Annotated in this window: 24 protein-coding genes; 10 read left to right on the plus strand and 14 right to left on the minus strand. The window is 69.2% G+C overall.

Features of this window, described 5'->3' with window-relative positions; translation table 11 throughout:
* Positions 1–4: 4 nt before the first annotated feature.
* On the minus strand, positions 5–1318 hold the full coding sequence (locus EAO79_RS16445) for an MFS transporter (protein WP_124770210.1): 1314 nt from the start codon (positions 1316–1318) through the stop codon (positions 5–7).
* Positions 1319–1521: 203 nt separating this feature from the next.
* Here EAO79_RS16445 and EAO79_RS16450 point away from each other — a divergent pair, with 203 nt between their 5' ends.
* On the plus strand, positions 1522–2367 hold the full coding sequence (locus EAO79_RS16450; RefSeq protein WP_124770211.1) for a LysR substrate-binding domain-containing protein: 846 nt from the start codon (positions 1522–1524) through the stop codon (positions 2365–2367).
* Positions 2368–2382: 15 nt separating this feature from the next.
* Here the strand turns inward: EAO79_RS16450 and EAO79_RS16455 are convergent, their stop codons facing one another.
* Both EAO79_RS16455 and EAO79_RS16460 read right to left on the minus strand, forming a co-directional pair.
* Positions 2383–2682, minus strand: a complete 300-nt coding sequence (locus EAO79_RS16455; protein WP_079707238.1) for a hypothetical protein — start codon at positions 2680–2682, stop codon at positions 2383–2385.
* Positions 2683–2730: 48 nt separating this feature from the next.
* Complete coding sequence (locus EAO79_RS16460; RefSeq protein ID WP_071262471.1) at positions 2731–4170, minus strand: GuaB1 family IMP dehydrogenase-related protein; 1440 nt, start codon at positions 4168–4170, stop codon at positions 2731–2733.
* A 134-nt stretch (positions 4171–4304) separates the two neighbouring features.
* Here EAO79_RS16460 and EAO79_RS16465 point away from each other — a divergent pair, with 134 nt between their 5' ends.
* Positions 4305–8075 (plus strand): multifunctional oxoglutarate decarboxylase/oxoglutarate dehydrogenase thiamine pyrophosphate-binding subunit/dihydrolipoyllysine-residue succinyltransferase subunit, encoded by a 3771-nt coding sequence (locus tag EAO79_RS16465; RefSeq protein WP_206428247.1) that lies wholly within the window; start codon positions 4305–4307, stop codon positions 8073–8075.
* A gap of 136 nt (positions 8076–8211) precedes the next feature.
* Positions 8212–9915, plus strand: coding sequence for a sodium:proton antiporter (locus EAO79_RS16470; RefSeq protein ID WP_124769629.1), 1704 nt, complete (start codon positions 8212–8214; stop codon positions 9913–9915).
* Between the two features lie 16 nt (positions 9916–9931).
* Here EAO79_RS16470 and EAO79_RS16475 read toward each other — a convergent pair whose 3' ends face one another.
* Both EAO79_RS16475 and EAO79_RS16480 read right to left on the minus strand, forming a co-directional pair.
* Entirely contained in the window at positions 9932–10183 is a 252-nt protein-coding gene (locus tag EAO79_RS16475) for a zf-HC2 domain-containing protein (RefSeq protein WP_079707242.1), read from the minus strand.
* Positions 10180–10869 (minus strand): sigma-70 family RNA polymerase sigma factor, encoded by a 690-nt coding sequence (locus EAO79_RS16480; protein WP_079707243.1) that lies wholly within the window; start codon positions 10867–10869, stop codon positions 10180–10182. The genes EAO79_RS16475 and EAO79_RS16480 overlap by 4 nt, the downstream gene beginning before the upstream one ends.
* A gap of 43 nt (positions 10870–10912) precedes the next feature.
* Here EAO79_RS16480 and aroA point away from each other — a divergent pair, with 43 nt between their 5' ends.
* Genes aroA through bcp form a run of 3 tightly spaced genes read left to right on the plus strand, consistent with a single transcriptional unit; the run spans position 10913 to position 13821 of the window.
* Positions 10913–12262: a 3-phosphoshikimate 1-carboxyvinyltransferase gene (gene aroA / locus EAO79_RS16485; RefSeq protein WP_124769630.1), complete on the plus strand. Its 1350-nt coding sequence runs from the start codon at positions 10913–10915 to the stop codon at positions 12260–12262.
* Between the two features lie 4 nt (positions 12263–12266).
* Positions 12267–13328, plus strand: coding sequence for a ribosome small subunit-dependent GTPase A (gene rsgA / locus EAO79_RS16490; RefSeq protein WP_124769631.1), 1062 nt, complete (start codon positions 12267–12269; stop codon positions 13326–13328).
* Between the two features lie 13 nt (positions 13329–13341).
* Positions 13342–13821: a thioredoxin-dependent thiol peroxidase gene (gene bcp, locus EAO79_RS16495; RefSeq protein WP_124769632.1), complete on the plus strand. Its 480-nt coding sequence runs from the start codon at positions 13342–13344 to the stop codon at positions 13819–13821.
* 38 nt (positions 13822–13859) lie between these two features.
* On the opposite strand, the gene EAO79_RS16500 is transcribed toward bcp, so the two are convergent.
* Positions 13860–14285 carry a hypothetical protein gene (locus EAO79_RS16500; protein WP_124769633.1) on the minus strand — a complete coding sequence of 142 codons (426 nt, stop codon included), beginning with the start codon at positions 14283–14285 and terminating at the stop codon, positions 13860–13862.
* A gap of 193 nt (positions 14286–14478) precedes the next feature.
* Here EAO79_RS16500 and EAO79_RS16505 point away from each other — a divergent pair, with 193 nt between their 5' ends.
* Positions 14479–14727 (plus strand): WhiB family transcriptional regulator, encoded by a 249-nt coding sequence (locus EAO79_RS16505; RefSeq protein ID WP_056012627.1) that lies wholly within the window; start codon positions 14479–14481, stop codon positions 14725–14727.
* Between the two features lie 77 nt (positions 14728–14804).
* Here the strand turns inward: EAO79_RS16505 and EAO79_RS16510 are convergent, their stop codons facing one another.
* The 4 genes from EAO79_RS16510 to EAO79_RS16525 form a co-directional block, all read right to left on the minus strand.
* Positions 14805–16304 carry a sensor histidine kinase gene (locus tag EAO79_RS16510; RefSeq protein WP_079002802.1) on the minus strand — a complete coding sequence of 500 codons (1500 nt, stop codon included), beginning with the start codon at positions 16302–16304 and terminating at the stop codon, positions 14805–14807.
* 137 nt (positions 16305–16441) lie between these two features.
* Entirely contained in the window at positions 16442–16777 is a 336-nt protein-coding gene (locus EAO79_RS16515) for an Lsr2 family protein (protein WP_085513359.1), read from the minus strand.
* A gap of 209 nt (positions 16778–16986) precedes the next feature.
* Positions 16987–18252 (minus strand): P-loop NTPase, encoded by a 1266-nt coding sequence (locus tag EAO79_RS16520; protein WP_124769634.1) that lies wholly within the window; start codon positions 18250–18252, stop codon positions 16987–16989.
* Entirely contained in the window at positions 18252–18908 is a 657-nt protein-coding gene (locus EAO79_RS16525) for a hypothetical protein (protein ID WP_124769635.1), read from the minus strand. The genes EAO79_RS16520 and EAO79_RS16525 overlap by 1 nt, the downstream gene beginning before the upstream one ends.
* A 189-nt stretch (positions 18909–19097) precedes the next feature.
* Between EAO79_RS16525 and EAO79_RS16530 the strand changes: the two genes are divergently transcribed.
* On the plus strand, positions 19098–19394 hold the full coding sequence (locus EAO79_RS16530) for a helix-turn-helix domain-containing protein (RefSeq protein ID WP_079707250.1): 297 nt from the start codon (positions 19098–19100) through the stop codon (positions 19392–19394).
* A gap of 33 nt (positions 19395–19427) precedes the next feature.
* Here the strand turns inward: EAO79_RS16530 and EAO79_RS16535 are convergent, their stop codons facing one another.
* Entirely contained in the window at positions 19428–20018 is a 591-nt protein-coding gene (locus tag EAO79_RS16535; protein WP_124769636.1) for a hypothetical protein, read from the minus strand.
* Between the two features lie 147 nt (positions 20019–20165).
* Between EAO79_RS16535 and EAO79_RS16540 the strand changes: the two genes are divergently transcribed.
* Entirely contained in the window at positions 20166–20666 is a 501-nt protein-coding gene (locus EAO79_RS16540) for an Rv3235 family protein (protein ID WP_194718995.1), read from the plus strand.
* A gap of 94 nt (positions 20667–20760) precedes the next feature.
* Here the strand turns inward: EAO79_RS16540 and secA are convergent, their stop codons facing one another.
* Entirely contained in the window at positions 20761–23589 is a 2829-nt protein-coding gene (secA, locus tag EAO79_RS16545; RefSeq protein WP_079707252.1) for a preprotein translocase subunit SecA, read from the minus strand.
* A gap of 226 nt (positions 23590–23815) precedes the next feature.
* On the opposite strand from secA, the gene EAO79_RS16550 reads away from it, so the two are divergent.
* Complete coding sequence (locus EAO79_RS16550) at positions 23816–24436, plus strand: PadR family transcriptional regulator (RefSeq protein ID WP_124769637.1); 621 nt, start codon at positions 23816–23818, stop codon at positions 24434–24436.
* On the opposite strand, the gene hpf is transcribed toward EAO79_RS16550, so the two are convergent.
* Positions 24411–25055, minus strand: a complete 645-nt coding sequence (hpf, locus tag EAO79_RS16555; protein WP_064295235.1) for a ribosome hibernation-promoting factor, HPF/YfiA family — start codon at positions 25053–25055, stop codon at positions 24411–24413. The genes EAO79_RS16550 and hpf overlap by 26 nt on opposite strands.
* A 141-nt stretch (positions 25056–25196) precedes the next feature.
* Complete coding sequence (locus EAO79_RS16560) at positions 25197–25898, minus strand: ComF family protein (protein WP_164486962.1); 702 nt, start codon at positions 25896–25898, stop codon at positions 25197–25199.
* Positions 25899–25937 lie beyond the last annotated feature (39 nt).

A 25937-nucleotide genomic window follows, 5' to 3' on the forward strand; every position in this document is an offset into this window, starting at 1 on the left:
GAGTCTATCGGACATCCGCGGCTGTGGACCCCGGATTTCCGGGGTTCTTCTCAGCCTCCGCGAGACGCCGGCGCTCCTCGGCCGCGCGACGCTTCCGACGCCGCAGGAGGAGGAACCGCACGCCGATGCACGCCGCGGCGAGCGCCGGGACCCCACCCGAAACGATCATGCCCACGTGTGCCCCGGCGACCTCGACGAGCCACCCCATGAGCGGACCGCCGATCGACTGTCCGCCGAGCAGCACCAGGATGTACAGCGACATCACCCGGCCACGGATCGCCATGTTGGACGACAGCTGGACGAGTGAGTTCGCCGCCGTGATGAAGAGGAGGTTCGCGACCCCGCCCGCGACGAGCAGGAGGGCGAAGGGGAGGAGCACGGGCATCGCCCCGGCGGCCGCCTGCAGGACGCCGACCGCCGCCGCCGCGACGATCACGATGCGCAGGTCCACACCCCCGCGCCGCGTCGACGCGAGTGCACCGGTCAGCGCGCCGACGGCGACGAGGGCGTTGAGGAACCCGTAGCCGCTCGCGCCGATGTCGAAGACGTCCGAGGCGTAGGCGGCGAGCAGGACCGGCAGGTTGAACGCGAACACCGACATGAACGCGACCATGATGACCGTCCACCGGATGGCCGGCTTCCGCATGGCGTACCCGAGTCCCTCCTTGAGCTGGCCCTTCGCCTTCGCGACGACCGGCGTCGGGACGAGTTCCGAGACACGCATGAGCGCCAGGGTGAGCACGACGCCGGAGCAGGCGAGGGCGTTGATCGCGAAGGACCACCCGGAACCGACGGCGGTGATGAGGACACCACCGACGGCCGGACCGACGAGCTGGCCGAGCTGGAAGACGGCGGAGTTGAGGCTGATGGCGTTCCGCAGTCTCGCCGGGCCCACGAGCTCGTTCACGAACACCTGCCTCGCCGGGTTGTCGACGACGGTGACGAGACCGAGCATGAAGGCGATGACGTAGATGTGCCACACCTCGACCGCGCCGCTGAGCGTCAGGATCGACAGCGCGACCGCGAGGACGGCGGCGAGCGACTGCGTGATCATGAGCAGCACGCGCTTGGAGTAGCGGTCCGCGATCACGCCGCCGAGCAGCCCGAACAGCAGCATGGGCGCGAACTGCATGGCGACTGTGATCCCGACGGCGGCGACGCTGCCGGAGAGCTCGAGGACGAGCCAGTCCTGCGCGATGCGCTGCATCCCGATCGCGGTCGTCGCGACGACGTGCCCGATCGTGAAGAGTCGGAAGTTCGGGACGCGGAGCGAGGAGAAGGTGTCCCGCCAGGCGGGACGCTCCCCCACGATCGGCATGGGGGCGGTGGGCGGTGGTGGAGCGACGGCGGTGTCGGATGGAGGGGTCACGGAGAGGGCCAGCGTTTCGTATGTCGAGTGCGTGTCGTATGGGTGGAGCCGCGGAGGCCGTCGGCTCCCTTCCACGCTATTGCCGACGCGACCATTTCCGAGCAGGATGATCCCTATCAGTCCTATTCGATTCCCGAATGATCGGCTCACGCATGTTCGACCCCGCCCTGCTGCGCACCTTCCTGGCCGTCGCCGAGACGAAGAACTTCACGCGCGCCGCCGCGCAGCTCGGGTTGAGCCAGCCGACGGTCAGTCAGCAGATCCGACGGCTCGAGGAGGCTGCCGGCCGGTGGCTCGTCGTCCGGGACACGAGAGCGGTCCGCCTGACCGACAACGGTGACGCGATGGCCGGGTTCGCGCGCACCATCCTCGCTGCACACGCCTCGGCGGAGAGCTACTTCACCGGCTCGGCGATGAGCGGTCGCCTCCGCTTCGGGGCCGCCGACGACCTCGCGATGACCCAGCTCCCCCGGATCCTGCGCCACTTCCGTCAGGGTCACCCGCAGCTGAACCTCGAACTCACCGTGAACCAGAGCGGGCCGCTCTACCGTCGGCTGAAGGCGGGCGCCCTCGACCTCATCTTCATCAAGATGCACCCCGGCCAGAACGAGGGCAAGCTCGTGCGGACCGACTCGATGGTCTGGGTCGGTCTCGAGAAGACCACGATCGAGCCGGGCCAGCCCGTCCCCCTCATCGCCTATCAGGACCCGAGTCTCTCCCGGCAGCTGGCGATCGACGCCCTGGAGGACGCCGGGCGCACCTGGCGGATCACCTGCAGCACCCGTGAGGTGAACGGCGTGCTCGCGGCGGTGCGGGCCGGGCTCGGTGTCGCGGTCTTCCCGCGCAGCCTGATCCCGAGCGACCTCGTCATGCTCAGCAACCGGCTGGAACTCCCGACCCTGGGCGGCGTCGACTTCACCCTGCTCGCGAACCCGTTGGCGGCGGCCGGCCCGGTGGAGGCGCTCTCCTCGGCCATCATGGACCGGTCGCTCGCCTGAACGAGCACGCGGCGGTCAGGCGTCGACGGACTCCGACGCCTCGGCGAAGGGTGCGGGGATGAGGTAGGTCTCGCGGACCTCGGCCGATTCGTGCGGGCCGCTGCCGTCGGGCGGCGTGAAGGGTTCGTCGAACTCGACGATCCACGTCGTCAGCTGTTCGGTCCACACCGAGATGAACGCCGCAGCACGCTGGCGGCCGGGTGCGACGATGACCCCGGAGGCACGCTCCCCCGTCGAGGGATCGGATCCCGGGTCCACGAGCACGAGGACCTGCATGCCGACACCGAACCCGTGCGTCCCACCGTTCACCACCATGGGCCCATCATCCCACCGCGGTCGTGCGTGTTGCACCAGCGCCCCGGCTCACCAGGAGACGGGCAGCGCCTTGCCCTCCTCGTACCCGGCGGCCGACTGGACGCCGACGATGGCGCGCTCGTGGAAGCCGGGGACCGAGTCGGCACCCGCGTAGGTGAACGACGAGCGCACCCCGGCGGTGATCATGTCGAGGAGGTCCTCGACCGAGGGCCGGAGCGGGTCGATCGTGATGCGGGAGGACGAGATGCCCTCGGCGAAGAGCGTCTTCCGCGCGAGTTCGAACGGGTCGAGTCGCCCGAAGCGCTCGTGCACGGCCTTGGTCGACGCCATGCCCCAGCTCTCCTTGTAGAGCGACCCGTCAGCGGCGCGCTGCAGCTCACCGGGGGCTTCGATCGTGCCGGCGAACCAGGACCCGATCATGACCGAGGACGCACCGGCCGCGAGGGCGAGGGCGACGTCGCGGGGGTAGCGGACGCCACCGTCCGCCCAGACCTTCGCGCCGAGTGCGCGGGCGGTCGCGGCCGTCTCGAGCACGGCCGAGAACTGCGGACGTCCGACCGCCGTCATCATCCGCGTGGTGCACATCGCACCGGGTCCGACACCGACCTTGAGGATGTCCGCACCGGCGTCGACGAGGTCCTGCACCGCGACGGCGGACACGACGTTGCCGGCGACGATCGGGAGGCCGAGACCGAGCGCACGGACGGCCGCGATCGCGCGGAGCATGCCCTCCTGGTGCCCGTGGGCGGTGTCGATCACGAGGACGTCCACCCCGGCGGCGGCGAGCGCCTGCGCCTTGACGGCGACGTCGCCGTTGATGCCGATCGCCGCGGCGACCCGGAGCCGGCCCGACGCGTCGAGCGCCGGCGTGTAGATGGTCGACCGGAGCGCGCTCGTCCGGCTGAGGGTGCCGACGACGGCGCCGTGGTGCAGCACGGGCGCGAACTCGAGGTCGGCGGCGACCATGAGGTCGAACGCGGCCCGGCCACCGGTCACGTCGTCGGCGTCGATCGAGGCGAGCGACCCGCGAGCGAGGTCGCCGAGCCGTGCGTCGGGCAGCGCCGTGGCGAGACGTGCGGCCGGGATGCAGCCGGCGAAGGCGTCGCGCTCGTCGTGGAGCACGATGCCGTGACCGGCGACCGCGGGGATCAGGCGCAGGGCGTCGGCCGCGGTCTGATCGGCGCGCATGATCAGCGGCGTGTCGAAGGCGACCGGCTGCTCCTTGACCCAGCGGATCGCCGCGTCGAGCTCTTGGAGCGGCATGTCCTGCGGCAGGACGCCGAGTCCGCCGCGCCGCGCCAGTGCCGCCGCGAGGCGTGGCCCGGTGACGGAGTTCATGTTGGCGGAGACGATCGGGATCGTGGCGCCGGTGCCGTCGTCCGGAGCCAGGTCGACGTCGAGTCGACTCGTGATCCCGGAGCGGCTGGGGACGAGGAACACGTCCGAGTACGTCAGGTCGTGGCTGGGAATCTCACCGATGAACCGCATGAGAACACCGTATCCCGACCGGCGTCCGAGCCGCACCGACGACGGAATGGGTTTAGGCTTGATGACTGGATCGTGCGGGCATGTTCCCTGCCTGCAAACAGTGAGAATTCAACGGAGAGAGTGGGCGATCGACGGTGTCGAGCCAGATGACCGGAGTGGGCGCCGATGACGGCGCAACGAACGAATTCGGAGCCAATGAATGGCTCGTCGACGAGATGTACGAGCAGTACCTCGTCGACAAGGATTCCGTGGACCGCTCCTGGTGGCCGATCCTCGAGCACTACCGGCCGGTGAACGGCGCAGCCCAGGGAACGACGGGCGGCCAGTCGGACGACGATGCGGCAGCCGCCGGCGCCACGGCGTCGGCCCCCACCCCTGCGGCGGCGGACGAGGCGGCGGCCCGGGTCAACCCGCCGACGGCCCCGATCCAGGTCATCGGCGCGCAGCCGGTCGCGCGCACCACCTCGGTCCAGGCGAAGCCGGCCCCGATCCCGGCCGACGCCCCGATGACGAGCCCGAACCAGGTCCAGCAGCCGAAGAGCGACCAGACCGAACCCGCTCCGGAGGACGTCGACAAGGTCACCGTGCTGAAGGGCATGGCCAAGTCGCTCGCCACCAACATGGACGCGAGCCTGACGGTCCCGACCGCGACGAGCGTGCGCACCATCCCGGCGAAGCTGATGATCGACAACCGCATCGTCATCAACAACCACCTGAAGCGCGCCAGAGGCGGCAAGGTCAGCTTCACCCACCTCATCGGCTGGGCCCTCATCCAGGCGTTGAAGGACTTCCCGAGCCAGAACGTCTACTACGAGGAGGCCGACGGCAAGCCCACGGTCGTCGCCCCGGCGCACATCAACCTCGGCATCGCCATCGACCTCCCGAAGCCCGACGGCTCCCGCGCCCTCATGGTGCCGGGCATCAAGCGCGCCGACACCCTCACCTTCAACGAGTACCTCTCGGCGTACGAGGACCTCGTGACCCGCGCTCGCAAGGGCAAGCTCACCGGAGCCGACTTCCAGGGCGTCACGATCTCGCTCACGAACCCCGGTGGCATCGGGACCGTGCACTCGGTCCCCCGTCTCATGAAGGGCCAGGGCTGCATCATCGGCGCCGGCGCCCTCGAGTACCCGGCCGAGTTCCAGGGCGCCTCCGAGCGCACGCTCAACGAGCTGGCGATCGGCAAGACGATCACGCTCACGAGCACCTACGACCACCGCGTCATCCAGGGTGCCGGCTCGGGCGAGTTCCTCAAGGTCGTCCACGAGCTGCTCATCGGCAGCCGCAGCTTTTACCAGGACATCTTCGCCGCGCTCCGCATCCCGTACGACCCGATCCACTGGTCGCCCGACATCAGCGTCGACCTCGCCGACGCCGTCGACAAGACCGCCCGCGTCCAGGAGCTCATCAACGCGTTCCGCGTCCGCGGCCACCTCATGGCCGACATCGACCCGCTGGAGTACGTGCAGCGCTCGCACCCCGACCTCGAGATCGAGACCCACGGCCTGACCTTCTGGGACCTCGACCGCGAGTTCGTCACGGGCGCCTTCGGCTCGGCCCGCACGGCCAAGCTGCGCGACATCCTCGGCGTCCTCCGCGACTCGTACTGCCGCACCACGGGCATCGAGTACATGCACATCCAGGACCCCGCGCAGCGCAAGTGGATCCAGAGCAAGGTCGAGCGCAAGTACGAGAAGCCGACGCACGACGAGCAGATGCGCATCCTCGGCAAGCTCAACGAGGCCGAGGCCTTCGAGACCTTCCTGCAGACGAAGTACGTCGGCCAGAAGCGCTTCAGCCTCGAGGGCGGCGAGTCCACCATCGCCCTGCTCGACACCATCCTCCAGGGTGCGTCGCAGGCCCAGCTCGACGAGGTCGCGATCGGTATGGCCCACCGCGGCCGCCTCAACGTCCTCACGAACATCGCCGGCAAGACGTACGGTCAGATCTTCCGCGAGTTCGAGGGAACGCAGGACCCTGCGAGCCACGGTTCCGGCGACGTGAAGTACCACCTCGGCACCGAGGGCACCTTCAAGGCCGAGGACGGCCGCGAGATCCCGGTCTACCTGGCAGCGAACCCCTCGCACCTCGAGGCCGTCAACGGCGTGCTCGAGGGCATCGTCCGCGCGAAGCAGGACCGCGGGCCGATCGGCGCGTTCGGTACCCTCCCGATCCTCATCCACGGCGATGCGGCGATGGCCGGTCAGGGCGTCGTCCTCGAGACGATGCAGCTGTCCCAGCTGCGCGGCTACCGTACGGGCGGCACGGTCCACGTCGTCATCAACAACCAGGTCGGCTTCACCACGCCTCCTGGCGAGGGCCGCTCCTCCATCTACAACACCGACGTCGCGAAGACCATCCAGGCGCCGATCTTCCACGTGAACGGCGACGACCCCGAGGCCGTCGTGCGGGTCGCGGAGCTCGCCTTCGAGTACCGCCAGGAGTTCAAGCGCGACGTCGTCATCGACCTCGTGTGCTACCGCCGACGCGGCCACAACGAGGGCGACGACCCGTCGATGACGCAGCCGCTCATGTACAGCCTCATCGAGGCGAAGCGCTCCGTCCGCAAGCTGTACACCGAGGCGCTCGTCGGCCGTGGCGACATCACCGAGGAGGAGTACGAGGCCGCGCACCGCGACTTCCAGGACCGCCTCGAGCGCGCCTTCATGGAGACGCACGCCGAGCAGACCTCGCCGACGCCGATCCCGACCGAGGTCCTCGACGAGGACGGCTACTCCGGCGAACTCGAGACGACCGGTGTCTCCGAGGGCGTCGTGCAGCTCATCGGCGACGCGTTCAACAACAAGCCCGCCGGGTTCACCGTGCACCCGAAGGTGCAGCAGCTCCTCGAGAAGCGTCTCGACATGAGCCGCAACGGCAACATCGACTGGGGCTTCGGAGAACTGCTCGCGCTCGGATCGGTACTCATCGAGGGCACCCCGGTGCGGATGTCCGGACAGGACTCCCGCCGCGGCACCTTCGTGCAGCGTCACGCCGTCCTCCACGACCGGGTCAACGGCCAGGAGTGGCTGCCGCTCGCGAACCTCAGCGACAACCAGGCCCGCTTCTGGATCTACGACTCGCTCCTCAGCGAGTACGCGGTCATGGGCTTCGAGTACGGCTACTCGGTCGAACGTGCCGACGCGCTCGTGCTGTGGGAGGCGCAGTTCGGCGACTTCACCAACGGCGCGCAGACGATCATCGACGAGTTCATCTCCTCCGCCGAGCAGAAGTGGTCGCAGCGGTCGAGTGTCACGCTCCTCCTCCCCCACGGCTACGAAGGCCAGGGCCCCGACCACTCATCCGCGCGGATCGAGCGGTTCCTGCAGCTCTGCGCCGAGGACAACATGACCGTCGCACGGCCGTCGACCCCCGCGTCGTACTTCCACCTCCTGCGTCGCCAGGCGTACGCCCGCCCGCGTCGGCCGCTCGTCGTCTTCACTCCGAAGGCGATGCTGCGTCTGCGTGGCGCGACCAGCCCGGTGGCGGACTTCACCTCCGGCCGCTTCGAGCCGGTGATCGACGACGCACGGATCACCGACAAGGCCGCGGTCAAGCGGGTGCTCCTGCACTCCGGGAAGATCCACTACGACCTCCTCAGCGAGCTGCAGAAGCAGCCGAACGACGAGATCGCCCTCGTCCGCGTCGAGCAGTTCTACCCGGTCCCGGTGGCCGAGCTGAACACCGTGGTCGCGCAGTACCCGAACGCCGAACTGGTGTGGGTACAGGACGAGCCGGAGAACCAGGGCGCGTGGCCGTTCATCTGCCTGGAGGCCGCCAAGCACCTCGAGGGTCGGACGATCCGCAACGTGTCGCGCACCGCGTCCGCCTCCCCCGCCACGGGTTCGGCGAAGCGTCACGCCGCCGAGCAGGCGGAGCTCCTCCGCACCGCGCTGGCGCTCTGACCTCAGCCGCACGACCGACGACCGCCTGTTCCGACAGGCGGTCGTCGTCGTCTGCGTCGTCGTCCGGACGCGGGTGGTCAGCACGGCGACAGCGATCCGTGAGTGGGCGGTGAGCCACCGCCAATAGGCTGACGCCATGGACTTCGCATTCCTCGCCGTCGTCGCGGTGGTGACCATCGTCGCGGTGGCCCGCTTCGCGAACAAGCTGCGCGTGGCAGCCCCGCTCATCCTCGTCCTGGTCGGGCTCGCTCTCAGCTATCTGCCGTTCGTGCCGGACGTCGAGGTCAAGCCGGAGTGGATCCTCGCCGGCGTGCTGCCACCGCTCCTCTATTCGGCCGCCGTCAACGTGCCCCTGGTCGACTTCCGCCGCAACCTCAAGGCGATCTCCGGGCTCTCGGTCGTCCTCGTCGTGGTGTCGTCGGTCCTCATCGGCTGGATCCTGTCGACGATCCTCCCCGACCTGAGCCTGGCCGCCGGCATCGCCCTCGGTGCCGTCGTCAGCCCGACCGACGCGGTCGCCGCGACCTCCATCGGTAAGCGATTGGGCATGCCGTCGCGCCTCGTCAGCGTCCTCGAGGGCGAGAGCCTCGTGAACGACGCTTCTGCCCTCGTCCTCCTGCGCTCCGCCATCGCCGCGACTGCTGGGACGGTCTCGTTGTGGGGTGTCCTGGGCGACTTCGCCTATGCCGTGGCGCTCGCGATCGCGATCGGGATCGTCGTCGGGTTCATCACGGTCCGGATCCGATCCCGCCTCGGCGACCCGGTCCTGACGACGGTCATCTCCTTCGCGGTGCCGTTCATCGCGTATCTGCCCGCCGAGCACTTCCACGCCTCAGGGGTCCTGTCGGTCGTGGTCGCCGGACTCTACACCGGGCATCAGAGCGCGAAGTACTTCACCGCCCAGGACCGCATCAGTGAGCGGATCAACTGGCGGACGACGCAGTTCCTCCTCGAGAACGGCGTGTTCCTGCTCATGGGGCTCGAGCTCGAGGCCATCGTCTCGCAGGTGGAGCAGGACGACCTCGGCATCTGGTCGTCGATCGGCCTCGGGTTGCTGACCGCCATCACCCTCATCGTCGTCCGCATCGTGTTCGTCGGCGTCCTCGTCTGGTCGTTGCGACGCGATGAACGGGAGGCCCTCGCCCGGCGGCCGAGGCTGGCGGAGGTCTCTGCACGCCTCGAGGAGCGCCCGACCGAGAACGCGCGATCGGCCAAGCGCAAAGCCGCCTTCTCGAGGTCGATCGCCCGGCGGAGCGCCGACCTGGACTTCCTGCAACGTGAAGGACTCGGCTGGCGGGGCGGCGCGGTGCTCGCCTGGGCGGGGATGCGCGGTGTCGTCACGATCGCCGCCGCGCAGTCGCTGCCACTCGACACCCCGTATCGGGCGGAGCTGGTGCTCATCGCCTTCACGGTCGCGATCGTCACCCTCCTGCTCCAGGGCGGATCCCTCCCGCTCGTCATCCGGCTGACCCGGGTCGGCGGGACGGACGAGCAGGCGGCGATGGCGGAGCTGGCCGGTCTCGTCGAGGAGATCTCGACCGTCGGTGTGGCCGCCCTCGACGACCCGCAGCTGCGCACGGACGGCGGGGAGCCGTTCGACTCCGCGGTCGTCGACCGGGTGCGCACGAGCAGCCTCATCCGCGTCGAGTCGGCGGCGGAACGCACCGATGCCGGCGTGGGCCCGCACGAGCAGTTCCGACAATTGCGACGCCGAGTGCTCGACGCCGAACGCGATGCGCTCCTCGATGCGCGGGCGACCGGCAGCTACTCCTCCGAGGTGCTGGCGAAGGCGCAGCGGATGCTGGACGTCGAGGAGTCACGACTCGACGGCGCAGGCTGATGCGGTCGGTCCGTCGTCAGGCGCTCTCGTGGGTGGCCTGGGTGGCCCGCAGCGACGCCAGGACCTGGTTCTTCAGGTCTTCGGGTGCCGTCTCCTTGCACGCCCGCTGGACGGCCTCCGTGAGGGTCTGGGCGACGAGCGCCTCGTTCTGACACTCCGGGCAGTTCGCGAGGTGCTCGCGGATGTCGGCCGCTTCGGTCGTGCACACCTCGTGACGGAGGTACTCCTCGAGGTCCTTCTTGGCCTTGTCGCAGCCGCAGTCGCTCATTTCTTGCTCCCCTGCTTCGTCACGGTGAACCCCCGCGACTCGGCGTAGTCGGCCAACAGGTCGCGGAGGAGTCGTCGGCCACGGTGCAGACGACTCATCACGGTCCCGATGGGCGTTTTCATGATGTCGGCGATCTCCTGGTAGGCGAAGCCCTCCACGTCGGCGAGGTACACCGCGAGGCGGAAGTCCTCCGGGATGGCCTGCAACGCGTTCTTCACGTCGCTGTCCGGCAGGTGATCGATCGCTTCGGCCTCGGCGGATCGGCTGGAGGTCGCGCTGATCGACTCGGCGCCGCCCAACTGCCAGTCCTCGAGGTCGTCGATGGTGCCCTGGTAGGGCTCGCGCTGCTTCTTCCGATACGTGTTGATGTACGTGTTCGTGAGGATGCGGTAGAGCCATGCCTTCAGGTTGGTGCCCTGTTCAAACTGCGCGAACGCGGCGAAGGCCTTGACGAACGTCTCCTGGACGAGGTCCTGAGCATCCGACGGGTTCTTCGTCATGCGCATGGCAGCGCCGTACAGCTGATCGATGAACGGCAGTGCCTGTGCTTCGAACAGTGATCGGGGGTCCGGCTCGGCCGGAAGGGCTTCTGGGTCGACGGAGGTCATCACCGGCCAGTCTACGGCCAGCGCCAGACGACCGTGATCGGCCTCCGTCACCGGTCGTTCCAGTACCGCTGTGGACATCCGTTCCTCCTTCTGCTCGTGACCCCGACTACTGTTGGAACCAATGTTGACCAATCCGTATTCCGCACCCGATTTCGACGTGTACGGCGATGCCGAACCCGAGCACGACGACGCCGCCTGGCCGGCGCCCGTCGCGGACGGGCCGGTCGATGCGACCGTGTCCCTCCCGGGCTCGAAATCCCTCACGAACCGCGAGCTCGTCCTGGCCGCCCTGGCCGACGGACCGTCGCTGCTCCGTGCTCCGCTCCACTCGATGGACAGCACCAACATGGTGGAGGCGCTCCGCGCACTCGGGACGACCATCGTCGAGCGCCCGGCCTCGGGCGCGTTCGGCAAGGACTGGCTCGTCACGCCGGGTGAGCTGTTCGGCAGCACGACCGTCGAGTGCGGGCTCGCCGGCACCGTCATGCGGTTCGTCCCGCCGCTGGCAGCGCTCGCCCTCGGACCGACCGTGTTCGACGCCGACCCCTCCGCCAGGAACCGCCCCATGGCGACCATGATCGCCTCGCTGCAGGCGCTGGGTGTCGACATCAGCGACGACGGCCGGAAGGCGCTCCCCTTCACGGTGCACGGCACAGGCGCGGTCGCGGGTGGCAAGCTCACGATCGACGCGTCATCGTCGAGCCAGTTCGTGTCCGGCCTCCTGCTGGCCGCGGCCCGCTTCGAGCAGGGTCTCCACCTCGTCCACGAGGGCGAGCGCCTGCCGAGCCTGCCGCACATCGAGATGACCATCGCGGCCCTCGCGGCCCGCGGGGTCACCGTGGAACAACCGGCCGTCGGTGAGTGGGTCGTCGCCCCCGGCACGATCGCCGCGCTCGACGTCGACCTCGAGCCCGACCTCTCCAACGCCGCACCGTTCCTCGCCGCGGCGCTCGTCACCGGCGGAAGCGTCACGCTCCGCGGCTGGCCCACCTCCACCACCCAGGTCGGTGCCGACCTGGCGGACCTCCTGCCCCGCTTCGGCGCGACGGTCGCCCTGGACGGCGACCGCCTCACCGTCACCGGCGGCGAGCGGATCACCGCTGTCGACCTCGACCTGACCACCGGCGGCGAGCTCGCGCCCGCCCTCACCGCGCTCGCGGCACTCGCCGACGGACCGTCGACCATCACGGGCATCGGGCACATCCGTCACCACGAGACCGACCGCCTCGCGGCCCTCGCGACGGAGATCAACAAGCTCGGGGGCGCCGTCACGGAGCTGCCGGACGGTCTCCGCATCGAGCCGCGCCCCCTCCACGGCGGCGAGTGGTCGAGCTACCACGACCACCGCATGGCGACCACGGGAGCGATCCTCGGTCTCGTCGTGCCCGGGGTCACCATCGAGAACGTCGCCACGACCGCGAAGACGCTCCCACAGTTCACCGAACTGTGGCACGCGATGCTCGGGGGCTGAGCCGATGAGCTGGTGGGACGACGGCGTCGACGACGACGAGCCGGAACTCGACGAGTCGAGCATCAGGATGCGGCCGAACCCGAAGGCGAACCGCCCACGGACAAAGACGCGGCCCGAGCACCTCGATGCACTGACCGCACGCGTCCTCGCGGTCGACCGCGGCCGCTACACCGTGCTCCTCGACGAGGGCACGCCCGAGGAGCGTGTCCTGACGTCGACACGCGCTCGTGAACTCCGCAAGCAGGCCATCGTGACCGGCGACCGGGTCGACGTCGTCGGCGACACCTCGGGTGCCGAGGGCACGCTGTCGCGCATCGTGCGGATCGTGCCGCGCACGACGCTGCTCCGCCGCAGTGGCGACGACACCGACGCCATGGAGCGCGTCGTGGTCGCCAACGCCGACCAGATGCTCATCGTCGTCGCCGCCGCGAACCCCGAGCCTCGGGCCCGACTCGTCGACCGCTACCTCGTCGCCGCCTACGACGCGGGGATCACCCCGATCCTCTGCATCACGAAGACGGACCTCCAGGACCCCGACGAGTTCCTCGCGAACTTCGCCGGGCTCGGCCTGCGCGTGTTCCGCAGCCGGGAGGACGACGTCCCGCTGGCCGAGATCACCGAGGCCCTCATCGGCCACGACACGGTCTTCGTCGGCCACTCGGGCGTCGGCAAGTCCACCCTGGTCAACGCCCTCGTCCCGACCGCTGAGCGCGCCACAGGGCATGTGAACGTCGTCACCGGGCGTGGGCGCCACACCTCCTCCTCGACCGTCTCGCTGCGCATCGAGGCGCCCGCAGGGTCCGGGTGGGTCATCGACACCCCGGGCGTCCGCTCGTTCGGTCTCGGACACGTCGACACCGCCAACATCCTGAAGTCGTTCACCGACCTCGCGGAGATCGCCCTCGAGTGCCCGCGTGGCTGCACCCATCTGCCCGACGCGCCCGACTGCGCGATCATCGAGGCCGTCGCCGAGGGACGACTCGGGGAGAACGGCCCGGCACGCCTCGACTCGCTCCAGCGGCTGCTGGGGACCTTCGCGACGATCAAAGCCGACCAGTACTCCTGACTAGGCTTGGGGTATGCCTGAAGCACTCCGTCTCTCCGCCGGCGACCCGGCCCCCGCGTTCACCCTCACCGACCAGGACGGCACCAGCGTGTCCCTGTCCGACTTCGCCGGACGACGGGTGATCCTCTACTTCTACCCCGCCGCGATGACGCCCGGCTGCACCACCCAGGCGTGCGACTTCCGCGACAACCTCGCATCGCTCGGCGGTGCCGGGTACGTGGTGCTCGGCGTCTCGAAGGACTCCGTCGAGAAGCTCAAGGCCTTCCAGGAGGAGGACGGGCTCACGTTCCCGCTCCTCAGCGACCCGGAGCTGACGGTCCACCATGCGTACGGAGCCTACGGTGAGAAGAACTCGTACGGACGTATCGTCACGGGGGTCCTCCGCTCGACGTTCGTCATCGACGAGACGGGCACCCTCACCCTCGCCCGGTACAACGTCAAGGCCACCGGCCATGTGAAGAGCCTCCGCAAGGCCCTCGGCCTCGACGCCTGACGCGTCGCTGCTGGACCATCACGACCGACCCGTCGCGCTCAGATCTCGCGTCGGGTCACGGCGGCGACCGCGGGCGTGAACAGGAGCCCGAGGACGGCCAGCGACGGCAGCAGCAGGAACCACCCGATCGCGGGTTGCGCGAAGACCCCCTGGAACGCGCCGACGGCGACGGCGATCTGCACGAGCTGCCAGGTGACCGCTCCCCCGCGGATCCAGCTCCGTCCGCGGATCGCGCCGAGGGCGAGCGCCGTGACGAACGCCGTGGCGATGAGCAGGATCACGAAGATCGCCAGTGCGCTCGTGAACGAGGCCGGCGTCGCCGCGACCAGCTCGAAGAGGAACCAGGCCGAGAGCCCGATCATGAGCAACGCCTCGGCGACGAGCAGGACGATGAAGGCCAGCACCGCGGGCTCACGACGCCTCCCCGGGTTCGGAGCGGAGGCGGCGTTTCGATCGGTACTCACAGGGTTCACCCAAACTTGACTATTGATTTGCTCTTACCGATATGAAACCATGTTTGAGGCCGACATGAGGTCCACGAGGGTGTGGACAGATCCCGATTCCCGGACGATCATCCCCCTCGCATTTCGGCTTTCGCTTCCCGAGACCCCTCACTCGGTTGAAGAAATCTCACCATGCAATAAAAGGAGCTCCCCTATGGATTGGCGCGATAAAGCTGCCTGCCTGACCGTCGACCCGGAATTGTTCTTCCCGGTCGGGAACACCGGTCCGGCGGTCGATCAGATCGACAAGGCGAAGGCCGTGTGCGCCACCTGCAGTGTCACGGAGCTCTGCCTCCAGTACGCGCTCGAGACCGGCCAGGACTCCGGCGTGTGGGGCGGCCTCAGCGAAGACGAGCGTCGCGCCCTCAAGCGTCGCGCTGCTCGCGCTCGCCGCGCCTCCTAATCGCAGACGAGAACCCCGGGTGCCGAACGGCCCCGGGGTTCTCGCATGTCTGCGGCCGTTCGTGACGGACCAGGACCTCAGCTCTTGGCGACCCAGCGCATCGGGATCGCGATCGTGACCTCGGTTCCGCTCCCCATGAGCGTGTGCCAGTCGATGGTCCCGCCCAGTTCACCCTGGATGAGCGTCCGCACGATCTGGGTGCCGAGACCGGACCCGACCTTCCCCTCCGGGAGCCCCACGCCGTTGTCGCGGACCTGCACGCTCAGCAGCTCGTCCGTGCGATCGGCCGTGATCTCCACGTCGCCGTCGCGCCCGTTGAGTCCGTGCTCCACCGCATTGGTCACGAGTTCGGTGAGCGCGAGGGCGAGTGGCGTCGCGTACTCGCTCGGGAGCACGCCGAACGAGCCGGAGGACTTCGGGCGGACCGTCGTGTTGTGCGAGCTCGCCACTTCGGCGATGAGCAGGAGCACGCGCTCGAAGACCTCGTCGAAGTCGACGTTCTGATTGAGCCCCTCGGACAGCGTGTCGTGCACGACCGCGATGGCGGCCACGCGCCGCATGGCCTGCGTGAGGGCGTCGTGGGCGTCCTCCGAGTGCGTCCGCCTGGCCTGGATCCGCAGGAGCGATGCGACGGTCTGGAGGTTGTTCTTCACCCGGTGGTGGATCTCGCGGATCGTCGCGTCCTTGGTGATGAGTTCCTGCTCCTGGTGACGCAGTTCGCTGACGTCGCGGCAGAGCACGATCGCGCCGACCCGCTCGCCGCGGCTCCGCAACGGGATCGCCCGGAGGGAGACCGTCACGCCCTTGTCCTCGATGTCGGTCCGCCACGGCGCCCGACCGGTGACGACGAGTGGCAGGGACTCGTCGACGGTGACGGTCCCCGTCCCGGAGAGCAGATGGGTCGTGACGTCCGCGAGCGACTCGCCCTCGAGTTCCTCGGCGAATCCGATCCGGTTGAAGGCCGAGAGCGCGTTGGGGCTCGCGAAGGTGACGGTGCCGTCGACATCGAGACGGATCAGGCCGTCGCTCGCGCGCGGCGCGCCCCGGCGCGGTCCGGTCGGCGCTCCGAGATCCGGGAAGTCGCCGACCGCGATCATCTCGAACAGGTCGCTCGCGCAGTCGTTGAACGTGAGTTCCTGGCGGCTGGGCGTCCGAGCCTCACCGAGATTGGTGTGGCGGGTGATGACCGCGATCGGTCCGTCGGCATTGGTCGTCTCGGTCGGAGATATCCGCCGGGCGACGGGTACGGCACGAACCCTGGTCGGGGTCTCCTCGTACCAGTCCGGTGCGGACGACTCGATGATCCGTCCACTCTCGAAACAGTCGGTGACCTGCTTGCGCCATTCCTGCTTGATGGATTGCCCGACGAAGTCGCGATAGAAGAGTGTCGCGGCACTCGACGGACGCGAATGCGCGACCGCTATGAAACTGCCGGAATCGGTCGGTACCCAGATGACGATATCGGCGAACGCCAGATCCGCGAGGAGTTGGCTGTCCGCGAGCAGCATGTGCAGCCACTCCACGTCGGCCGCACTGGAGCGGCCCTGGGCGAGAACGAGATCACTGAGCGTCGACACGATTCCAGTCTAGGCTCGGCCGGCCGACACCGAGTGCGCCGAGCCTGCCCTGACGACCACTGGTCAGGCAGGCGTGGAACGGCGACGGCGCTCAGCGGCGCGTGGGGGGCCGCTGAGCGCCGTCGCCGGACGTGATGTCAGTTGGCTGCGCGGTAGGCGTCCTGGACCGCCTGAGGGATGCGTCCGCGCGACGACACGGCGTGCCCGTTCTTCGCGGCCCACTCGCGGATCGCGGCGAGGTTCTCGGCGCTGTTACGGGTGCTGGTGCTCGAGGTGCGGCGCCCACGCTTGACCGGGCGTCCGGCTCCGATATAAGGCTTCAGCGACTCGCGGAGGTTCTTCGCATTGTCTGCCCCGAGATCGATCTCGTATTCGGTTCCGTCGATCGCGAACCGGACGGTCTCTCCTGCACCGGAAGCGAGTTCGCTGCCGTCGAGATCGTCGATGTATGTGGTGATGACTTTCTGAGCCATGGGGGGTCCTCCTGAAGATATCCGTGGTGGGTCCGACGGTTATCCGATCATATCGAACACCATCAAGCGAATTTGAATACCGACACGATACCGAAGTAATTCATCACCCAACGGATAGCGATGCTTCGGAGAAGAATGCAGATGCATATATCGGCGAGCCAATGCATATTCGGTTGATCACCCAATTGTATTGAGTGAATCTGTCGAGACTATTCCGCTCGGCGTGACCGACTCCGCGCACGACGCCCGCGTGCTCCACCCGCCGAGCGCCGCGAGCGGTCGCGCACCGGCGCCGGCTCCTGGTCGAGGAGGGTGGACACGAACCGCCGCAACGCGACGGGCAGCGCCCCGCGCGGGGCCTGGTCGCGGAAGCTCCTCCCCGCGATCACCGCGGCGTCCACCACCCGCTGGTCCTCCGGCAGGAGCGCGGCCGCCTCGATCCCGCCGAAGCGGGAGAGCGTGGACGCCAATTGACCGGCCGGGCCGGTACCGAGCGCGACGCCACGCAGCCGGTTCACCACCACCGAGATGCGCGACGGGTCGACGAGTTCGACGAGTTCCGCGTGGCCGCGGAGCAGCCTCGTGACCCCGACCGGGTCTGCCGCACCGACCTCGACCACCCGGTCTGCGGACCCGAGGACGGCGAACGCCGCGCCGTTCCGTCTGGGCGCGAACAGGTCGCTCGAGATCTCCTCGTCCGCCTCCAGGCAGAACGCCGTGTCGATCACGATGTCGTCCATCCACGCCCGGCACCGTTCGATGGTCGTCGCGACGCGTTCCGTCGACAGTTCCGTCCAGCGTGCCGCGCGCGAGATGCCGGTCAGGACCCGGAACGCGCCGGACGGCGACGGATGGACGACCGCGATCCGCTCGAGCTGCTCGATGTCGAGCGCCCCACTTCCGGCCAGTCGGCAGGCCGCGGCGAACCCGGGTGCCTCGTCGAGGAGGCCGAGCATGGCCGCGACGGATGACCCGTAGGTGTCCGCATCGATGAGGACGACCCGGCGGCCGCGCGCAGCGAGCTCACTGGCGATGCCTGCGGCGACGGTGGTCGTGCCGGGCGACCCGGCCGCACCCCACACGGCGATGACCCGCCCTGCGGCCTGGGCGACCGGACGAGGGCTGTCGCCGCCGAGGTCGAGCGGCGCGATGCTCCGATCGAGCTCCTCGGGATCGACCGGCAGGAGGACGATGTCGACGAGACCGAGCCCAGCCGCATGGCGCCGTTCGGACTCGCCGGACGCGAGCGCCACGACCCTCGTGCCCACGCGGTCCGCGAGGTCGATGAGTTCGGCGCGCAGGCGGTCGGCCCCGGGTGACACGAGCAGCACGTCGACGGGCGTGCCGGCGCCGACGCGCTCCTCGAGTTCGGCGCCGTCGTGACAGCGCCAGGCGACGCGGTGTCCGAGGTCGAGCATCGTCGCGAGGATCTCACCCTCGACCCGTGGATCGAGGGCGAGTCCGACGCGCAGCATCAGCGTTCGCCGGGCTCGGTGGGGACCACGGACAGCAGGTGCGCCGCCGCCGTCGCCGAGAGCACCGTCGCGACGGCGGAGCGCGGGACCGCGAGCTCGAGGGCGACCGAACCACGGCCCGACAGGAGCCCTTCGTCCTCGCCGACCCGGACGACGGTCGCGGCCGAGACCAGCACCTCCGGGACACCGTACCCGTCGCCGTCCGGCGCGGCCGCCCAGAGGTCGACGACGGTCCCCGGCACGATGTCGGCGCCGAACCGTCCGGCCGGTTCGACGACGAGCGTGGTCACGCCGACGGCGCTCGCCTCGCCGAGCGCGTCGAGCGGCACGAGCTCCCCCGCTGCGATCGTCCGCGTGACGACGATCCCCGGCGGCGGTGCCGCTCCAGCTCCGAGGTACCCGCCCTCGACCGATCCCAGACGTGCGTCGATCACCTGGAGTGAGGAGCGGTCGAGCCGCGTTCCGGGCGTCAGCGTCTCGGACGCCGCATACACCGGGGTCGTCCGGCTCGAGGTCGTGACGAGCCACCACACTCCCAGGATCGACGCGACCACCAGCATGAGGCCCACCAGGAAGCGTGGGTCCACCCAGATGCGCGACCGGGACACCTGCCGTCCGCCGACACCATGACGCAGTCCGGCGAGACGGTCGGTCATCCGTTCCCCGCCGTCGATTCGCGCTCCTCCCGACTCCGATCCGTGTCCCCGCTCGATTCCCCGCACCGTCTCCTCCTTCATGGGCACCCCGTGCGCCGCCTCCGGTCCCATGCTGCCCGGGCTCCGGACATCGCGCCGAAGTTATCCACAGCCCGGCGGACGCCGCCCGCGCGAGAGGATAATCGAGGAATGGAATCGCAGCGCGATGCGGCCCCGCTCGGTCGCTTCCTCACCGTCGCCGATACGGCCGAGGTCTTGAACGTCTCGGCCCAGCACGTGGCCGAGCTCATCTCGAGCGGTGAGCTGCCCGCCATCCGGATCGGGCGCAGCGGACCGTGGCGCATCGAGTTCCCGGCACTCGAAGCCTTCATCAGCGGTCAGTACGAGGAGGCACGTCGTGCAGGCCTCTGGCACCAGGCCCAGCTCACCGAACTCGCCGAGTTCACCGGCGCCCCGATGCTCCGGCCCGTGCCGCCCCTCGGCTGAGCCCCGGTTCCGGCAAGCGTCCGACGCGCCGCCTCAGGCGGCACGCTCGACGACGACGACCTCAGCGAGCACGATGACGCGGATCTGCTCGATGCTCCGGCTGCGGCGCGGCGACCCTGGCTCGTGGACGGCCAGATCCAGATGGTCGCGGCCCACCCGGTCGACCGTGCCCGTCCAGCTCCCCGTCCGGGTCCGCACGATCACTGCTGCACGGCGTCGGCACAGATCACGGAGCAGGAACGAGACGGTGAGGCGGTCGAGCAGTCGCGGTTCGCGGACCGCGACGTCGTCGAGACTCCAATCGATCTGGGTCTGCGTCATGGCGACCGCCGCGATGGCATCGAGCGGGACGACGACCTCCCGGCCGCCCGGGGTACCGGATTCGGCCTGGATCCAGTCCTTCCCGATGCTCCGGACCCGCAGCCGCCAGGTCGTCCCGTCGACGAGTTCGACGACGAGCGGTCCTGGTGCGTCGGCGTCGCCGCAGAGGGCGACCAGCCGCTCGCGGAGCGTGAGACGCCCGCGCCGAAGCCGCTCGGCCTCGATGCGGACGGCGTCGTCGTCGACGGCGAGCTCGTCGTCGAGCTGACCGGCGAGATCGTCGAACAGGCTGTCCCAACGCATACGCCGACGGTAGTGCGCAGAGGGCGGCGACGTCCTGCGTTCTCCACAGACCCCTGGTCCTGGACACCAGGGAACTGACATGATGAGTGTGACATGTCAGATTCTGGTCGCCCGACTCGTGGCGGCCGCTCACCCCTCGGAGGCCCCATGAGCACCGTTGCCCGGCACGACGACGACGAGCCCGAAGCACGCACGGCTCGCCTCCGGCCGGCGCCTCCGCTCCCCGAGCGACGCACGCCGGAGGTGCGGGCGGCAGCGCGCACCGGTGCGGACGACTACTTCGCGCCCCAACCGGCGCCCCGAGCCGAACTCCCTGATCCGCGACCGCTGCTCGAGAACCTCACACGGAGCGTGATCGAGGTGATCGCGGGAGCCCGGGACCTCACGCAGCTCGCGCGGTGGATCACCGCCGACGTGCACACCGTCCTGCTGAAGCGCGTGATCCTCGCCGAACGGGCACGACGCGTCCGCGGCGTCCCGGGCACCGTGCCGGCCGTCTCCATCGGCACCGTGACCGTCTCCGAGCCACGCGACGGCGTCGTCGAGTCCGTGGTCATCGTCCACGGACGAGCACGGTCCCGAGCCGTGGCCATCCGGCTGGAGGGCTTGGACGGCCGCTGGCGGGCGACCTCGGTGAGCGTGCTCTGACCGCCGCTGCACATCCGCCCGCAACCGACAGACGGGAGCCCTCCGGACCGATGTCACCATGGTCCGGAGGGCTCCCGTTCGTGCCGGCGTGGGCCTACTTCTTCTTGCCCTGCTTGCGACGGTCCGAACGGTTGCTCGGAGCAGCCGCAGGCGCCTCGGACTGCTGACCGAAGGCCCCACGCGACGCCTTCGCGGCCGGGGCGGCCTTCGTCGCCGGAGCCGCATCGCCGGCGGGACGGTTCGTCTGCTGGAGCCGCTGTGCGCGTTCGGTGGCCGCCTTCTCGATCTGCCCGCGCTGGTTGCGGACCTCGACCCCACCCTGCTCACTCGGAGCGGAGTAACTGAGCTTCTCGGTGTCGGGGGTCTCCTGCGTCAGGCCCTTGGCCGTGATCGCCGGTGCAGCGGTGCCCGCATCGACCTCGCCGGCGACCTCGACCTCGAGGTTGAAGAGGAAGCCGACGCTCTCCTCGCGGATCTGCCCCATCATCTGCTGGAACATCGCGTAGCCCTCGCGCTGGTACTCGACCAGCGGGTCGCGCTGCGCCATGGCCCGCAGACCGATGCCGTCCTTCAGGTAGTCCATCTCGTACAGGTGGTCGCGCCAGCGGCGGTCGATCACCTGGAGGACGACGCGGCGCTCGAGTTCGCGCATCGCCGGGGCACCGAGCGACTCCTCGCGGTTGGTGTACGCGAGCTTGGCATCGGAGAGGATCTCGCGCCGCATGAAGTCGCGGTTGATCCGCCCCTTCGTCCCCGCCTCCTGGACGACCTCGTCGATCGTCAGGCCGACGGGGTAGAGCGTCTTCAGTTCGGCCCAGAGTGCGTCGAAGTCCCAGTCGTCGCCGTTGCCCTCGCCGGTGTGCTCGTCGAGGACGTCGTCGACGACGCTCTCCAGGAACTGCTGTGCGCGATCGTGGAGGTCGTCGCCCTCGAGGATGTGGCGGCGGTCGGAGTAGATCGCCTCGCGCTGCCGGTTGAGGACGTCGTCGTACTTGAGCACGTTCTTGCGGATCTCCGCGTTCCGCGCCTCGACCTGCGACTGGGCGCTGCGGATCGCGCGGCTGACGATCTTCGACTCGATCGCGAGGTCGTCCGGCACGTTCTGGCGCCCCATGAGGCTCTCCGCGGCTCCGGCGTTGAAGAGGCGCATGAGGTCGTCGGTGAGGGACAGGTAGAACCGGCTCTCGCCGGGGTCGCCCTGACGGCCGGAGCGACCGCGCAGCTGGTTGTCGATGCGGCGCGACTCGTGGCGCTCGGTACCGAGGACGTAGAGTCCGCCGGCGTCGATGACCTTGTCGGCCTCCTCCTTGACCGCGGCCTTCACCTCGGTGAAGACCTCGTCCCACGCGGCCTCGTACTCCTCGGGGGTGTCGATCGGGCTGAGACCCTTGGCGTTCATCTCCGCGACGGCGAGGAACTCGGCGTTGCCGCCGAGCATGATGTCGGTTCCACGACCGGCCATGTTGGTGGCGACGGTGACCGAGCCGAGTCGACCGGCCTGGGCGATGATCGCGGCCTCACGCGCGTGGTTCTTCGCGTTGAGGACCTCGTGCTTGACGCCCTTCTTGGCGAGGAGCCTCGACAGGTACTCGCTCTTCTCGACGCTCGTCGTGCCGACGAGGACCGGCTGGCCCTGCTCGTGGCGCTCGACGATGTCCTCGACGACCTGCGCGAACTTCGCCTCCTCGTTCTTGTACACGAGGTCCGACTGGTCGATGCGCTGCATCGGGCGGTTGGTCGGGATCGGGACGACGCCGAGCTTGTACGTCGACATGAACTCCGCCGCCTCGGTCTCAGCCGTACCGGTCATGCCGGACAGCTTCTCGTAGAGACGGAAGTAGTTCTGGAGCGTCACGGTCGCGAGGGTCTGGTTCTCGGCCTGGACGGCCACGCCCTCCTTGGCCTCGATCGCCTGGTGGATGCCCTCGTTGTAGCGACGTCCGACCAGGATGCGACCGGTGTGCTCGTCGACGATGAGCACCTCGCCGTTCATCACGACGTAGTCCTTGTCCTTCTTGAAGAGCGCGCGGGCCTTGATCGCGTTGTTCAGGAAGGAGATGAGCGGGGTGTTGGCGGACTCGTAGAGGTTGTCGATGCCGAGGTAGTCCTCGACCTTCTCGATGCCGGGCTCGAGCACGCCGACGGTGCGCTTCTTCTCGTCGACCTCGAAGTCCTCACCGGGCTCGAGTCGCACCGCGAGCCGGGCGAACTCCTGGAACCAGCGGTTCGCCTCGCCGGAGGCCTTCCCGGAGATGATGAGCGGGGTCCGTGCCTCGTCGATGAGGATGGAGTCGACCTCGTCGACCACGGCGAAGAAGTGACCGCGCTGGACCATGTCCTTGGCCTGCCACGCCATGTTGTCGCGGAGGTAGTCGAACCCGAACTGGTTGTTCGTGCCGTAGGTGATGTCGGCCGCATACTGCTCGCGGCGCTGCTCCGGCGTCTGACCCTCGACGATCACGCCGGTCGTCATGCCGAGCGCGCGGAAGACGCGCCCCATGATCTCCGACTGGTACGACGCGAGGTAGTCGTTCACCGTGACGATGTGCACGCCCTTGCCGGCGATGGCGTTGAGGTAGGCCGGGAGGGTCGCGACGAGCGTCTTGCCCTCACCGGTCTTCATCTCGGCGATGTTGCCGAGGTGCAGCGCGGCGCCACCCATGATCTGGACGTCGAAGTGGCGCATGCCGATCGTGCGGCGTGCAGCTTCGCGCACCGCGGCGAAGGCTTCGGGGAGGAGGTCGTCGAGGGTCTCGCCGTTCTCGAAGCGCTCGCGCAGCTCGACGGTCTCGCTCTTCAGCTCCTCGTCGCTCAACTCCGTGAAGTCGTCCTCGAGGGCATTGACCGCCTTCGTGAGGCTGGTCAGCTTCCGGAGGATGCGACCTTCGCCGACGCGAAGGATCTTCTCAAGTGGTGAGGCCACGAATTGCTCTCCATTACGTGTTCCTGATCTCCGTCCTGGTCGACTGACCGGGACGGACGGGGTGCACCAGAACGGGGCAGTCCTCTGAACATGTTAGCGGGGAGTCCCTTGAGTGGACGCTGTGTATCGAGGGGCGGACGGATGTCGACGGAGCGCCGCCGCAGCGCGGGCCGGACGGGTCACTAGGCTGGCGACACCTACGGCGTAGGTATTTCATGGAGGTTCGATGTCGGTCAAGCACGGTCTGCTCGCGATCCTCGCGCTCGGCGACGACTACGGGTACCGTCTGCGCGGTGAGTTCGACCGGCGGACGACACCCGACACACCGCTCAACGTCGGCCAGGCCTATGCGACCCTCGATCGTCTCGAGCGGGACAGGCTCGTCGAGCGGGCCGCCGTGGATGCGCAGGGGCATGTCTTCTACCGCATCACCGCCGACGGGCGCGACGTCCTCGAACGCTGGTGGGCGACACCCGTCGCGGCCAGCGCTTCGCGAGACGAACTCCCGAACAAGGTCGCCCTCGCGGCGTCACTCGACGGCGTCGACGTGTTCGGGGTCATCGCCGTCCAACGCGCGTGGGCGCTCGATCTCGTGCAGCAGCTCGACGAGGATCTGTCGACGCTCCCCCCGACGCCGCAGGGTGACATCGCGTGGATCGGGCTCGAAGCCAGACGGCGACGCTCCCTGGCCGAGCTCGACTGGCTCGAGGTGACCTCGGCACGCCTGCGGGTACACGACGCCGTCTTCGACGTCGCCACCGACATGCCACGACGCGGCCGCCCGGCGAACCGGGCGACCGCGTCGGTCGGGGTGCAGGACGCTAGTTCGAGCCGTCCTCGAGGCTGATCACGCCGTAGTCCCAGCCCTTGCGGCGGTACACGACGCTCGCCCGCTCCGACGAGGCGTCGATGAACAGGAAGAAGTCGTGGCCGACGAGTTCCATGCGGTCGACGGCGTCCTCGACGCTCATCCACTCCGCGGGGAACTCCTTCGTGCGGATGACGACGGGCGAGTACGCCTCCTGCTCCTCGTCCTCGTGGGTCAGCGTCGCGACGCTGCCGGTCGCAACCTGCTCGAGCAGCTCCGGCGCGGCAGGCGTGATGTCGACGCCGCTGAACCCCTCGCTGCTGGCGGCGTGCAGGGAGGTGCGGTGCTTGCCGCGGTGCTCCTTCTTGCGGTCCTTCGAGCGGCGGACGCGCTCGAGCATCCGCGCGATCGCGAGATCGAAGGCCACGTACTTGTCGGAGCCGGTCGACTCCGCACGGACCAATGGTCCGGGGCCGACGAGCGTCAGCTCGACGCGGTCCTCGCCCTTGCGTCCGTTGGCGTCGTGATGGCGGGACACCTTGATGTCGAGCGACTGCGCCTGCTCGACCAGATGGGCGACCTTCTCCGCCTTCTCGGTCGCGTACTCGCGGAACCGATCGGTGATGCCGAGTCCAAGTCCGACGATGTTGATATCCACGTTCGACCTCCTCATCCGGCTGACCACCCGGTCCCGGGCGGTCCTTTCACGCCGTTCTGCAACCGTAGTGCCCGAGCCTGCGGAAGTCATCAGCGGTGTTCAGGGAACGTTCATCTTCCGGCCTCGTGACCCGCCGTCCGTTCACGGTCCGACCCTGGCGAGGGCCACGACGCCGACGACGAGGCCACCGCCGTCGTGCATCGCCCGGACCGCTTCCCCGACGGTGGCGCCCGTCGTGACGACGTCCTCCACGAGCAGGAAGCGGCGCCCGTCGAGCCGCCGTGGCGCGACCAGGGCATCGGCGAGGTTCTCGAGACGCTCCGCCCGGCCGAAGTCCCGCTGGTCGGCGGGCTCCCGCGCCCATCGCAGCGGGCGCGACGGTCTGGCGCCGAGCCGGCGCACGAGCTGCTCCACCGGGTGGAAGCCCCGATCGCGGGCGGCGCGTCGTCTGGCCGGGATCGTCGCGATCTCCGGAGAGACGCCGCCCATCGCCCGGCTCGCCTCGAGCACGGCGGACCGGAACGCCGGTTCGAGTGCGGCGGCCAGCGGTCGGACGAGGCCGGTCCGGGCATCCTCCTTGTAGGCGAGGAGGATGGCGCCGACGAACTCGTCGTAGCGACGGGCGGCGAGACCGGGGGTACCGTCCGCACCGTTCCACCGCACGAGGAGGGCGTCGTCGTCGGGGGCCGCCGGTCGGACCAGACGCCCGCGGCAGTCGTCGCACAGCCCGCGGTCCGGCGCACCGCATCCGGCGCACGTGACCGGGACCACGAGGGCCCATGCGTCCAGGCAGGCCTCGCGGGCATGAGCGAGGGGCGTGCTTCGACTCGACGAGGATCGCATCATCCGATGGTCGCGCCCACGCGGCGCGTCCGGTGGCGC

The organism is Plantibacter sp. PA-3-X8 (genome assembly GCF_003856975.1).
GTDB lineage: Bacteria > Actinomycetota > Actinomycetes > Actinomycetales > Microbacteriaceae > Plantibacter > Plantibacter auratus.

Coding starts and splice junctions, on each gene's coding strand:
- EAO79_RS16445 (WP_124770210.1), bottom strand. CDS start 1,318: ATGCCGATCGTGGGGGAGCGTCCCGCCTGGCGGGACACCTTCTCCTCG.
- EAO79_RS16450 (WP_124770211.1), top strand. CDS start 1,522: ATGTTCGACCCCGCCCTGCTGCGCACCTTCCTGGCCGTCGCCGAGACG.
- EAO79_RS16455 (WP_079707238.1), bottom strand. CDS start 2,682: ATGGTGGTGAACGGTGGGACGCACGGGTTCGGTGTCGGCATGCAGGTC.
- EAO79_RS16460 (WP_071262471.1), bottom strand. CDS start 4,170: ATGCGGTTCATCGGTGAGATTCCCAGCCACGACCTGACGTACTCGGAC.
- EAO79_RS16470 (WP_124769629.1), top strand. CDS start 8,212: ATGGACTTCGCATTCCTCGCCGTCGTCGCGGTGGTGACCATCGTCGCG.
- EAO79_RS16475 (WP_079707242.1), bottom strand. CDS start 10,183: ATGAGCGACTGCGGCTGCGACAAGGCCAAGAAGGACCTCGAGGAGTAC.
- EAO79_RS16480 (WP_079707243.1), bottom strand. CDS start 10,869: ATGTCCACAGCGGTACTGGAACGACCGGTGACGGAGGCCGATCACGGT.
- aroA (WP_124769630.1), top strand. CDS start 10,913: ATGTTGACCAATCCGTATTCCGCACCCGATTTCGACGTGTACGGCGAT.
- rsgA (WP_124769631.1), top strand. CDS start 12,267: ATGAGCTGGTGGGACGACGGCGTCGACGACGACGAGCCGGAACTCGAC.
- bcp (WP_124769632.1), top strand. CDS start 13,342: ATGCCTGAAGCACTCCGTCTCTCCGCCGGCGACCCGGCCCCCGCGTTC.
- EAO79_RS16505 (WP_056012627.1), top strand. CDS start 14,479: ATGGATTGGCGCGATAAAGCTGCCTGCCTGACCGTCGACCCGGAATTG.
- EAO79_RS16515 (WP_085513359.1), bottom strand. CDS start 16,777: ATGGCTCAGAAAGTCATCACCACATACATCGACGATCTCGACGGCAGC.
- EAO79_RS16520 (WP_124769634.1), bottom strand. CDS start 18,252: ATGCTGCGCGTCGGACTCGCCCTCGATCCACGGGTCGAGGGTGAGATC.
- EAO79_RS16525 (WP_124769635.1), bottom strand. CDS start 18,908: ATGACCGACCGTCTCGCCGGACTGCGTCATGGTGTCGGCGGACGGCAG.
- EAO79_RS16530 (WP_079707250.1), top strand. CDS start 19,098: ATGGAATCGCAGCGCGATGCGGCCCCGCTCGGTCGCTTCCTCACCGTC.
- EAO79_RS16535 (WP_124769636.1), bottom strand. CDS start 20,018: ATGCGTTGGGACAGCCTGTTCGACGATCTCGCCGGTCAGCTCGACGAC.
- EAO79_RS16540 (WP_194718995.1), top strand. CDS start 20,166: ATGAGCACCGTTGCCCGGCACGACGACGACGAGCCCGAAGCACGCACG.
- EAO79_RS16550 (WP_124769637.1), top strand. CDS start 23,816: ATGTCGGTCAAGCACGGTCTGCTCGCGATCCTCGCGCTCGGCGACGAC.
- EAO79_RS16560 (WP_164486962.1), bottom strand. CDS start 25,898: ATGCGATCCTCGTCGAGTCGAAGCACGCCCCTCGCTCATGCCCGCGAG.